The 11,388-nt window shown below is 66.8% G+C and carries 12 protein-coding genes; 5 read left to right on the plus strand and 7 right to left on the minus strand.

Annotated features, from left to right (window positions below):
• Nucleotides 1–593 (minus strand): ketol-acid reductoisomerase (gene ilvC / locus ACU0BR_RS12495; protein ID WP_446157159.1); only part of this gene is annotated, 593 nt, incomplete at its 3' end.
• Nucleotides 594–726: 133 nt separating this feature from the next.
• Here ilvC and ACU0BR_RS12500 point away from each other — a divergent pair.
• From ACU0BR_RS12500 to ACU0BR_RS12510, 3 genes are all read left to right on the plus strand, one after another.
• Nucleotides 727–1,182 (plus strand): Lrp/AsnC family transcriptional regulator, encoded by a 456-nt coding sequence (locus tag ACU0BR_RS12500; protein ID WP_446157160.1) that lies wholly within the window; start codon nucleotides 727–729, stop codon nucleotides 1,180–1,182.
• Entirely contained in the window at nucleotides 1,179–1,649 is a 471-nt protein-coding gene (locus tag ACU0BR_RS12505) for an Lrp/AsnC family transcriptional regulator (RefSeq protein ID WP_446157161.1), read from the plus strand. Before ACU0BR_RS12500 ends, ACU0BR_RS12505 begins: the two co-directional genes overlap by 4 nt.
• Before the next feature lie 181 nt (nucleotides 1,650–1,830).
• Entirely contained in the window at nucleotides 1,831–2,961 is a 1,131-nt protein-coding gene (locus ACU0BR_RS12510) for an aminotransferase class V-fold PLP-dependent enzyme (protein ID WP_446157162.1), read from the plus strand.
• Between the two features lie 66 nt (nucleotides 2,962–3,027).
• On the opposite strand, the gene ACU0BR_RS12515 is transcribed toward ACU0BR_RS12510, so the two are convergent.
• Both ACU0BR_RS12515 and ACU0BR_RS12520 read right to left on the minus strand, forming a co-directional pair.
• Nucleotides 3,028–4,260 carry a UbiH/UbiF family hydroxylase gene (locus ACU0BR_RS12515; RefSeq protein ID WP_446157163.1) on the minus strand — a complete coding sequence of 411 codons (1,233 nt, stop codon included), beginning with the start codon at nucleotides 4,258–4,260 and terminating at the stop codon, nucleotides 3,028–3,030.
• A 67-nt stretch (nucleotides 4,261–4,327) separates the two neighbouring features.
• Nucleotides 4,328–4,972 carry a pyrimidine 5'-nucleotidase gene (locus ACU0BR_RS12520; protein ID WP_446157164.1) on the minus strand — a complete coding sequence of 215 codons (645 nt, stop codon included), beginning with the start codon at nucleotides 4,970–4,972 and terminating at the stop codon, nucleotides 4,328–4,330.
• 116 nt (nucleotides 4,973–5,088) lie between these two features.
• On the opposite strand from ACU0BR_RS12520, the gene ACU0BR_RS12525 reads away from it, so the two are divergent.
• Nucleotides 5,089–5,742, plus strand: a complete 654-nt coding sequence (locus ACU0BR_RS12525; protein WP_446157165.1) for a GntR family transcriptional regulator — start codon at nucleotides 5,089–5,091, stop codon at nucleotides 5,740–5,742.
• 9 nt (nucleotides 5,743–5,751) lie between these two features.
• Here the strand turns inward: ACU0BR_RS12525 and ACU0BR_RS12530 are convergent, their stop codons facing one another.
• Together ACU0BR_RS12530 and carA are read right to left on the minus strand one after the other, a co-directional pair.
• A complete protein-coding gene (locus ACU0BR_RS12530; RefSeq protein ID WP_446157166.1) occupies nucleotides 5,752–7,740 on the minus strand; it encodes a glycosyltransferase in 1,989 nt (662 codons plus the stop codon).
• 132 nt (nucleotides 7,741–7,872) lie between these two features.
• Complete coding sequence (gene carA / locus ACU0BR_RS12535; protein WP_446157167.1) at nucleotides 7,873–9,057, minus strand: glutamine-hydrolyzing carbamoyl-phosphate synthase small subunit; 1,185 nt, start codon at nucleotides 9,055–9,057, stop codon at nucleotides 7,873–7,875.
• 181 nt (nucleotides 9,058–9,238) lie between these two features.
• Between carA and ACU0BR_RS12540 the strand changes: the two genes are divergently transcribed.
• Nucleotides 9,239–9,697: a GatB/YqeY domain-containing protein gene (locus ACU0BR_RS12540; protein ID WP_446157168.1), complete on the plus strand. Its 459-nt coding sequence runs from the start codon at nucleotides 9,239–9,241 to the stop codon at nucleotides 9,695–9,697.
• A gap of 83 nt (nucleotides 9,698–9,780) precedes the next feature.
• Here ACU0BR_RS12540 and ACU0BR_RS12545 read toward each other — a convergent pair whose 3' ends face one another.
• A complete protein-coding gene (locus ACU0BR_RS12545) occupies nucleotides 9,781–10,359 on the minus strand; it encodes a DUF2244 domain-containing protein (RefSeq protein WP_446157169.1) in 579 nt (192 codons plus the stop codon).
• A 10-nt stretch (nucleotides 10,360–10,369) separates the two neighbouring features.
• A partial coding sequence (locus ACU0BR_RS12550) for a cbb3-type cytochrome c oxidase subunit I (RefSeq protein WP_446157170.1) occupies nucleotides 10,370–11,388 on the minus strand: 1,019 nt, incomplete at its 5' end.

Below are 11,388 nucleotides of genomic sequence, written 5' to 3' on the forward strand. Positions count from 1 at the left end.
ACCGCCTGTTCGCCGAACAGGTCGGTTTCGCATTCCTGGCGGAAATTCGTCTCGATGATGCCCGAGCGCCCGCCGCCGATGGCCGAGCAATAGCTGAGGCCCAGCTCCATCGCCTTGCCCGAGGCGTCGTTGTGCACAGCCACCAGGCAGGGCACGCCGCCGCCCTTGGTGTATTCGCCGCGCACGGTGTGGCCGGGGCCCTTGGGGGCCATCATGATCACATCGACGCCGGGCTTGGGCTCGATCAGGCCGAAATGCACGTTCAGGCCGTGGGCGAAGGCGATGGCGGCACCTTCGCGCAGGTTGTCATGCACGTATTTGCGGTAGGTCTCGGCCTGCAGCTCGTCGGGCATGGTGAACATCATCAGGTCGCACCATTTGGCGGCCTCTTCGATGCCCATGACCTTCAGGCCCTCGCCCTCGGCCTTCTTGCGGCTGGGCGATCCCTCGCGCAGCGCGACGACAAGGTTCTTGGCGCCCGAGTCGCGCAGGTTCAGCGCATGGGCATGGCCCTGGCTGCCATAGCCCAGAATGGCGACCTTCTTGTCCTTGATCAGATTGATGTCGCAGTCGCGATCGTAATAAACGCGCATCTTGATGTTCCTTTTGCACTGGATGTCCGGGCCGCAGCCTAACGATGTCCCCGCTATAACGCATTCGATCTTGCGTCTGAACCGGGTACAGGTGAAAATTCCATACGCCAGATGGATGAATTGCGGATCAATGATGCTCGACGATACCGACCGGCGCATTTTGCGCCATTTCCAGGCGGAGCCGGAGCTGACGACAGCCCAGCTTGCCGAACGCGCCGGGGTGACGCCCGCGACCTGCTGGCGCAGGCTGGACCGTTTGCAAAGCGCGGGCGTCATCAAGGGGATCGAGGCGGTGATCGACTGGGCGGCGCTGGGCTACGGGGTGGAGGTTTCGCTGCGGCTGACGCTCGACAAGACGCAGCGCAACGCCTTCGACGCATTCCTGGCCGCCGCGCGCGATCTGCCCGATGTCCATGCGATCCAGACCTTTCTGGGCCGGGTCGACCTGCGCATGACCGTGCGCGCGCGCGACATGCCGCACTACCAGGAGATCTACCGCCGCCACATCCTGCAACTGCCCCATATCGCGGAAATCGAGGCGCTGATGCTGGTCTCGACGGTCAAATCCGACCGGGCGCTGCCGCTATGAGCGCGCCCGTCGATCTGGATGCGATCGACCGCAGCCTGCTGCGCGCGCTGGCGCGCGACGCCACGCAATCGACCGGCGCGCTGGGCCGCAGGCTGGGGCTCAGCCAGCCGGCGGCATGGCGCCGCATCCGGCGGCTGGAGGAGGCGGGCATCATCACCGGGCGCCGCCTGATCCTCGACGCCGAAAAGCTGGGCTTCGGCGTGACGGTCTTTCTGGGGATCAAGCTGGCCACCCGCGGCCGCGTCAGCCTCGACGATTTCGAGCGCGCCGTCAGCGCCATCCCCGAGGTGCAGACCGTCCAGCACGTGCTGGGCCGCTATGATTACCGCCTGCGCGTCGTCGCCCGCGATCTGCCCGATTTCGAGCGCCTGCTGCGCCGCCGCCTGATGACCTTGCCCGGCGTCGGAGAGGTCGAGGCCAACGTGCTGCTGTCCGAGGAGCGCCTGCCGGGACCCCTGGGGGAATAGCGCTTCTTCTTGGCCGAAATACTCTCGCCGAAGGCGTCCGCGGGGCGCGGCGGGGTGTGGCGCGCGGGGATCGCGCGGGCGCGCGGGGTGAAGCGGGGTGAAGCGGCGTGAAGCGGGGGAATAAACCTTTCCCTCCGCGCGCAGCCCCCCTATCCAAGGGGCAAATCTACAGGAGGCCGCAATGAACGCACTGCTCGACACCGTCGACCCCGAGGGGTTGCTGGAATATTCCGTCGTCTTCACCGACCGCTCGCTCAATCACATGTCGCGCCGCTTCCAGCAGGCGATGCGCGACATTTCCGACATGCTCAAGGAGGTCTACGCCGCCGATGCCGTGGCGCTGGTCCCCGGTGGCGGCACCTGCGCGATGGAAGCCGTCGCGCGGCAGTTCGGCGGCGACGCCCATGCGCTGATCCTGCGCAACGGGTGGTTTTCCTTCCGCTGGTCGCAGATCTTCGACGCGGCCGGCATCGCGCGCGACACCACCGTTCTGATGGCGCGCCAGACCGGCAACGACAGCCGCGCGAGCTTCGCGCCGATGCCGATAGAGGAGGTCACCTCCAGGATCCGCGAGGCGCGCCCCGATGTCGTCTTCGCCCCGCATGTCGAAACCGCGGCGGGTCTGATCCTGCCCGACGACTACATCGCCGCGATGGCCGAGGCCGCGCATGAGGTGGGTGCGCTCATGGTGCTCGATGGCATCGCCTCGGGCTGTGTCTGGGTCGACATGCGCGAAACCGGCGTCGATGTGCTGATCTCCGCCCCGCAAAAGGGCTGGTCCGCCTCGCCTTCGGCGGGGCTGGTGATGTTGAGCCAGCGCGCGCTGGACCGCATGGCGGATACGGCCTCCAGCAGCTTCGCGCTCGATCTGAAGAAATGGCGCGCGATCATGCAGGCCTATGAGGACGGCGGCCACGCCTATCATGCCACGCTGCCGACCGACGCGCTGATCGGGTTCCGCGACACGATGCTGGAAACCCGCGATTACGGGTTTCAGCGCCTGTGCGAGGCGCAATGGGCGCTGGGCAACGGGGTGCGGCGCTATCTGGCCGGAAAAGGCATCCGGTCGGTCGCCGCCGAAGGCTTCGGCGCGCCCGGCGTCGTGGTCAGCTACACCGACGATCCCGAAATCCAGAACGGCCGGAAATTCGCGGCCGAGGGCATGCAGATCGCCGCGGGCGTGCCGCTGCAATGCGACGAGCCCGCAGATTTCCGCACCTTCCGCCTGGGGCTTTTCGGGCTCGACAAGCTTTATGACGTCGAGGGCGCGCAGGATCGGTTGAAAAAGGTGCTGGACCGGGTCGTGGCCTGACCGGCGCCCACGACAGACGCGAATTCGGCTTCTGGCCCGGCTTCTGGCCCGGCTTTTGACCCGCCGTCAGCCCGCTGCCTTGGCGGGACGCGCCGTGCCGCTGCCGGTGCCCAGCCGCATCAGACCGCGACGCACGGGCGCCAGCCCGTGGATCGCCGTCAGGCCCAGCAGCCGCGCATCCTGCAACAGCGGGGTTCCCGCCATGGAGGCGCGATTGAGCGCCTCGATCCCGCTCACGCGCGCCAGCACGGCCGCGCGGCGGCGCAGGTGGTAGCGATCCAGCAGGTCGCGGCGGCCGGGATCGGCAGGGTTGGCGCGCGCCAGATCCAGCAGCAGCGCGATGTCGGCGATGCTCATGTTCAGACCCTGCGCGCCGATGGGGGGGACGACATGCGCGGCCTCGGCGATCAGCGCGCAGCGCTCGGCGCTGAAACGATCGGCGATCTGGCTGACGATGGGCCACAGGCTGCGCGCGCCGACCAGTCGCAGATCGCCCATGATACCGCAGGACCGATCGGTCATCGCCGCGTTGAAGGCGGCTTCGTCCAATGCGGCAAGGCGCAGGGCCTCTGGGCCGCGCTCCATCCAGATCACCGCCGAAGACGGCCTGCCCCCCAGATCGGGCAGGGGAACCAGCGTGAACGGGCCGCCCGTGCGATGGATCTCGGTGGAAATGCCGTCGTGCGGCTGCGCATGGGTCACGGCGAAGGCCAGCGCTTTTTGCCCGAACCGGCGGGTGCGCTGGCCGATGCCCAGGGCCTCGCGCACCGGCGAATTGCGCCCGTCCGCCCCGATCAGCAGGCGCGCCCGCGCGCGCGATCCGTCCGAAAAGCCCACACGCACTTCGGCCTGGCGCGTCAATACGGTGGTCGTGCCGACGCCCGGACGGAAGGTCACCGAATCGAGCGCCGCCAGATGCGCGACCAGCTCGCGCCGCAGCAGCCAGTTCGGCAGGTTCCACCCGAAGGGCAGGGGCGAAACCTCGCCCGCGACGAAATCGCAGCGCGCGCGGGCTGCGCCATCCGTGCCGCCCGCATCGATGATCCGCATCACCCGCAGCGGCGTCGCGTGCCCGGCCAGCCGGTCCCAGACCCCCGCCTCGGTCAGGACGTCGCGCGCGGGTTGCAGGAAGGCCGTGGTGCGCAGATCCGCTCCTTCCGCATCGCGGCCCGTCACCGGCGGCGCGGGATCGACGCAAAGCACACGGAACCCGGCGCCGCCGAAGGCCGCGGCCGCGATCAGGCCGGCCACGCCGCCGCCCGAGATGATGATGTCGTGGTCGTGTATCGTACTGTTCACTCGGGCGCTCTCCTTTGCTCACAGCTAGATCGCCGCGCGCCGAAATCGACTGCGGACGGTCTGCCGCTCAGACCAGCCGCGACAGAAAGTCGCTCAGATCCGGGGTGTGATGATGGATATGCGGCGCTGCAAGCGCCTCGGGGGCCACATGGACGGTGCGCATTCCCAGCCCGTGCGGCGCCATGAGGTTGCGCGCGTCATCCTCGAACATCGCGGCGCGGGCCGCGGTCAGCCCGTCGGCGGCAAAGACATGGCGAAAGGCGGCCTCCTCGGGCTTGGGCCGGAAATTCGCGCTTTCGACCCCGTAGACCGCGTCGAACAGCCCGTCCAGCCCACGCGCGCCCAGAACGCGCATCGCATAGGGGACCGATCCGTTGGTATAGACGATGCGCCGCCCCGGAAGCGCGCGAATACGCTGTGCCAGCAGGCGATCGGGCTCCAGCTCGTGGAAGGAAATATCGTGCACGTCGACCAGATAGGGCAGCGGGTCCATATCGTGTTCGCGCATCAGACCGGCCAGGGTGGTGCCGTATCTGGTCCAGTAATGTTTGCGCAGGCGATCGGCTTCGGGCCGGTCGACCTTCAGCGTTCTCATCACCCAATCGACCATCCGCCGCTCGATCTGATCGAACAGCCGCACCGAGGGCGGGTAGAGCGTGTTGTCCAGATCGAAGACCCAGGCATCGACATGAGAGAAGTGCTGCTTTGGCATGGGCGCGACGCTATCGCCCGGCGCGGACGGGATCAACGGCCTTGCACGGGGACAGGCGATCCGCAATGGTCGCAGCGCCCGCGGGACAGTGGGCGGCTGCAAGGGGACAGGACGAGATGACAGACGGGCCGGAGGAAAAGACCGTTCAGCAGGACGCCTATTCGCTGATCCTCAATGCCATTGATGTCGGGGTCTACAGGCCCGGCAACCGCCTCGTCGAAAGCGAGCTGGCCGAGCGGTTCGGCGTATCGCGCACCCCGATCCGCGAGGCGCTGCAACGGCTGGAAACGCAATCCCTGCTGGTGCGCGACGGGCGCAGCCTGATCGTTGCCTCATTGGACCACAACCAGCTGGCCGAGCTCTACGCCGTCCGCTGCGAGCTGGAGGGCCTGGCCGCGCGGCTGGCGGCCCGACATGCGACCGAGGAAGAGGTGCGCGTGCTGCAAACCTTCGTCGAGGAAGACCGCAAGCTGCTGGATCAGCCCGCCGCGCTGGCGCGCGCCAACCGCCGGTTCCACCGGCAGATACATCTGGCCTCTCACAACAGGTTTCTGGTGCAGCAGCTCGACCTGGTCTATCGCTCGATGGCGTTGATGGCGACGACATCGCTGGCGATCAAGGGGCGCGGGACGCGCGCGATGGAGGAGCACCAGCGCATTGTCGACGCGTTGCGCGCGGGCGACGGGGATGCGGCCTATTCGGCGCTGCGCGAGCATATCTCGGTGGCCTATGAGGCGCGGCTGCGCTCCGACGCGGGCGAGATCACCTGAAAAACCCGGTCACGGCGCCCCCCGCGCGGGCGGGGTGGGCGCGGCGCGGTGGGCGGTCTTGTCCCAGTAGAAGGGCGCTACGATCAGCTCGTACAAGGCCTTGAAGGCGGCGACGGTGGCGATCGGGAAATAGACGTGGAGCGTCAGCGCCCAATAGCCCAGCCTGTTCATGCCGCGCCGCTGCAATGCCAGCAGCGCCAGGCCCAGCGACACGACCTCCGCCAACAGGAACAGTATCAGGAAGATCCAGAGCGATTGCGCGGGGAACACCTCGCTGACCGGATGCGCCGCGCCGAAACCCGCAACCCAGAACGACAGCAGCACAGGGGCCAGCAGGAATCCCAGAAGCGAGCCCAGAAACAGCGCCTGAAAGCCCAGAAACCCGACAGGGCCAAGCTGCGCCAGCAGCAGCCGCGGCCTGCGCATATGCACCCGGTAGGTCATCGCATATCCCTTGATCCAACGGGAACGCTGCCGGACCCAGGGCCATAGCCGACAGTTCGCTTCCTCGAGCGTGACGGTATCGACCAGCGCCGTGCGGTAGCCGTGGCGCGCCAACCGGATACCCAGATCGGCGTCCTCGGTCACGTTATGCGCGTCCCAGCCGCCCAGATCCTCCAGCACGTCGCGGCGGAAGAACACGGTCGTGCCGCCCAGCGGCACCGGCATTCCCATGCGCGACAGCCCCGGCAGCACCACCCTGAACCACATGGCGTATTCGATGGCGAAACAGCGCGACAGCCAGTTTTCCTCGGGGTTGTAGAAATCGAGAATTCCCTGGATGCAGCCCACGTCGGGACCGGCCCGGGCGAAGCCGTCGACGATCTTGTCGATCTGGGCGGGTTCGGGCGCATCTTCGGCGTCATAGACGCCGACGATCTGGCCCCGGCACATGGGCAACGCGAAATTCAGCGCGCGCGGCTTGGTGCGCACCGTGCCGCGCGGCACCACGATCAGACGCATGTGGGCGGGCAGCTTCTGCGCCTGAAGCATCGCGCGCGTGCCCGCATCCTCCTCTTCGACGATCAGGCAGATATCGAGCATCGCGCGCGGATAGCGCAGCCGCCCCAGCCGGCGCAACAGGTCGGCGGCGATGTCGTCCTCGTGGTAGAGGGCGACCAGCAGGCTGACGACGGGGCGCACGGGGGGCGCGGGGCGGGTGGGCTGCTGCACGGGCAGGGCGGTCAGCTCCGGCAGGTCGGCGGCGCGCCGGGGACCGGGAGGGTGGGCGTGTCGGCGCGCGTGCAGACGAGCCCGCAGGTGGCGGCGCGCCCTTTGCAGCAGCTCGCGCAGGGCGAAGGCGCCGGTGGTCAGCTTCAGCAGGGTGTTGACGATCAGCACCGCCGCCGCCATCAGGAACACGGCCGCGAAAATGACCGACGGCGCCATCGTGACGGCCAGCAGGATGCCCGCGCCGCCGAGCGAAAACAGGCGGCTGTTGTCGGATGCGGAAAGGGTGCGACAGCTTTCATCGGTGCGCACGCAGGTTTCCGCGCGCTCCGCCATCCTGCGCCGCGACAGCGACAGGATGCGCGCTTCGATCGCGGCGGCGGGGCAGGGCAACAGGCCGATTTCACCCAGCTGGCGTTCCAGCGCATCGCGTTGCGCCTGGGCGTTTTCCGGATCGGCGCTGGCGATCCGCACCACGCCCGCCACGCGCCGCAGCGGCAGTAGCCGGTGGCGCAGGCAGAAATCGGCGCCGATTCGCAGCAGAAGATCCGTGTCGAGCGCGAAATCCGAAAGCTCCTCCGCGCTCATCGGGCGGGTCTTGAGACATTCGGCCCATGCGGCGAGCACGGCACCTTCCTGCGCGAACCCGTGCTTGATCAGAATATCGGTGATGCCACCGCTGCGGTCGCGGTGCTGTGCCAGGGCGTTTGCCCGATCGGACGCCGACAGCGCACCGCAATCGTGCAGCGCCGCGCACAGAGCTTCGGCATCGGCGGGGGCGCCCGCGGGTGGCAGGGGCCTGTGCTGTCTGATCGTCGCTGCATGCATCGCCAATTCCATCCTCCGAACGCAAACAGCGTGGCCGAGTCTGGTTAAGACGGAATTAATTTAAATGCGAAGATGCGCCGCCCCGCAGGGGCGGTTGCCGACTTTTGCCTTGGTCCCGACGGGGCCGGGCGCTCAGGCGGAAACGGTGGTGCGGCCGGTCCGCATCGCCTCGGCGAAACGCTCGAACAGATATTGGCTGTCCTGCGGACCGGGGCTCGCTTCGGGGTGGTATTGCACGCCGAAGACCGGGCGGTCGGCCAGACGGATGCCGCAGTTCGACCCGTCGAACAGCGAGACATGGGTTTCCGTCACCCCTTCGGGCAGGGATTGGGCGTCGACGGTGAAGCCGTGGTTCATCGACGTGATCTCGACCTTGCCGGTTTCCAGATCCTTGACCGGGTGGTTCGCGCCATGATGGCCGTGGTTCATCTTGACCGTCTGCGCCCCCAGCGCCAGCGCCAGCATCTGGTGGCCCAGGCAAATGCCGAACACCGGGATATCGGCGCGTTCGAGAACGCCCTGGATGGCGGGCACGGCATAGGCGCCGGTGGCGGCCGGATCGCCCGGACCGTTCGACAGGAACACCCCCTGCGGGTCGAGCGCCAGGATATCCTCGGCCGTGGCGGTGGCGGGCAGCACGGTCACATCGCACCCCGCCGAGACCAGGCTGCGCAGGATATTGCGCTTGGCGCCGTAATCGACGGCCACGACGCGGTAACCGGGGGCGGTGCGGGCCTCATAGCCCTGGGGCCAGGCCCAGCGTTTCTGATCCCAGCGATAGGATTGCGCGCAGGTCACCTGTTTGGCCAGGTCGCGGCCGACCAGCCCCGCAAAACCGCGCGCGGCGGCGATCAGCGCCTGAATGTCGAAATTGCCGTCGGGATCGTGGGCCAGGGCGACATGCGGCGCGCCCTGCTGGCGGATCGCGCGTGTCAGACGCCGCGTGTCGACGCCACCGATGCCGATGCGCCCGCGCCGCGCCAGCCAGGCGGTCAGCGTCTCGGCGGCGCGCCAGTTCGACGGCTCGGTCGGGTCCCATTTGACGACCATGCCCTCGGCCACGGGATCAGCGGTTTCGTCATCCTCGGGGTTTACACCGACGTTGCCGATATGCGGAAAGGTGAAGGTCACGACCTGACCCGCATAGGACGGATCGGTCATGATTTCCTGATAGCCGGTCATCGCCGTGTTGAAGCACAGCTCCGCCGTGGTGATACCCGGCGCGCCGAAGCCCTTGCCGTAGAAGATCGTGCCATCGGCCAGAGCAAGGCAGGCGGTGGGCTTTTCATTCGCGATATTGGGGTTTTTGGCGATCATGGGGCGACTCCGACGCTCAAATTCACGGGAACCTATGGCTTGGCGTCCCCATGGTCAAGACAGGGCGGCAAATCAAATAGTTAAGCCTATCAATTGCTTAGGCGTCAAATACAATGTTGCCCGCTTCGGGCCATCGCGGTAAGGTCTGCGTTCGTTACGGATTGGCAGACAGGAACGCCCTATGGACATGCGCACGCGCATTTCGGACGCCTTGAAAACGGCGATGAAAAACAAGGACGCGGAGCGGCTTTCGACCCTGCGGCTGATCAACGCCGCGATCAAGGATCGCGACATCGCGCGCCGCAGCGAGGGGCAGCAGGACGGCGTCGACGACGATGAGGTGCTGGCCATTCTGGCGAAGATGGTCAAGCAGCGCCAGGAAAGCGCACGCTCCTACGAAGAAGGCGGCCGTGTCGATCTGGCCGAGCGTGAGCGCAGCGAAATCGGGGTGATAGAGGAATTCCTGCCCCGGCAGCTTACCCCCGAGGAGGTCGAGGACGCGATCGGAGCGGCGATCGCCGACACTCAGGCAAACTCGGTCCGCGACATGGGCAAGGTCATGGGGGAGCTGAAGGCGAAATACGCCGGACGCATGGATTTCGGTTCCGTCGGTCCGATGGTCAAGAACCGGCTCGGCTGATCCGCCCCGAACCGAACTGGCCCGAACCGAACTGGCCCGAACCGAACCGGCCCGCATCGAATTGGCCCGCCGCTCGGGCAGGCTCAACCATTGTAATCGAGCCGCGCCAACTGGCGCGATAGCTCCTCATGCAGGGCGGATCGTTCCTCGGGGCTGAGAAATGCCCCCAGCTCGACCGTTCTGCCGTGCCCTTCCAGCGTCAGATAATTTAGCACGGGGCCCTGTTTCTCGTGCAGGCGGAGCTTTGTCCAATAGGGGTTCGCCGACCATTCCTGCACCTTCCCGCGCGGATTGTGGCGCACCAGCGTGATGGCATCCCGAGAGAGGCTCAGCGTTTCGGTAAGCCGCCCGTCGTCGTAGTTGCGCTCGATCGCGTACCAGACGCCCGCGACGGCCAGCATCAGAAACGGCAGCAGCGCCCAAAGCACATTCGTGCCCAGCACCGAAAACAGCGGCAGCGCGATCATCACCGACGTCGCAGCCAGAAACCCCGCGAAGCCGCGCCGCGTCAGCGAACGGTTCGGCCACAGGACGACGCAGTAGACGGCGGAGGGGGACGGGGCGCCGGGCGCGGGGCAGGCGGGTTCCGGGCAGGCAGAAGAAAAGGCCCCGGAATCAACCGGAGCCTTGTCTTGGTATCTATCGAGCCGTTTGACAGGCATGGACGGGTCCTTAGTGGCCGGGCTGCTTGTCCCACATGTCCTGCGTCGGAAGCGTCTCGAACGTGTGCTCCGGCGGCGGGTTGGGCAGGGTCCATTCCAGTGTCTGGGTGTCGCCCCAATAGGCGGGCTCGGCGATCTTCTTGCCTGCACGCAGCGTGTAGAAGATCACGCCGATGAAGAACAGGAAGGACGCGAAGGAGATGAACGCACCGATCGACGAGATCTTGTTCCAGAAGGCGAATGCCTCGGGATAGTCGATGTAGCGGCGCGGCATGCCCTGACGGCCCAGGAAGTGCTGCGGGAAGAAGGTGATGTTCGTGCCGATGAAGAACACCCAGAAGTGCAGCTTGCCGGCCCATTCCGGGTACTGACGGCCCGACATCTTGCCGAGCCAGTAGTAGATCCCCGCGAAGATGCCGAACACCGCGCCCAGGCTCATCACGTAGTGGAAGTGCGCCACGACGTAATAGGTGTCGTGATAGACCCGGTCGATGCCCGCCTGGCTGAGCACGATGCCGGTGACGCCGCCCACGGTGAACAGGAACAGGAAGCCGAACGCCCAGAGCATCGGCGTCTCGAAGCTCACCGAGCCGCCCCACATCGTCGCGATCCAGCTGAAGATCTTGACGCCCATGGGCACCGCGATGACCATCGTGGCCAGCATGAAATAGCTCTGCTGCGTCAGCGACATGCCCACCGTGTACATGTGGTGCGCCCAGACGACGAAGCCCAGCGCGCCGATGGCGACCATCGCGTAGACCATCGGCAGGTAGCCGAAGACCGGCTTGCGCGAGAAGGTCGAGATCACGTGGCTGATGATGCCGAAGGCGGGCACGATCACGATATAGACCTCGGGGTGACCGAAGAACCACAGGATATGCTGGTAGAGGATCGGGTCACCGCCACCGGCCGGATCGAAGAAGGTCGTGCCGAAGTTGCGGTCGGTCAGCAGCATGGTGATGGCACCGGCCAGAACCGGCAGCGCCAGCAGGATCAGCCATGCGGTCACGAAGATCGACCAGGCGAACA

The sequence above is a fragment of the Brevirhabdus sp. genome, from assembly GCF_052826345.1.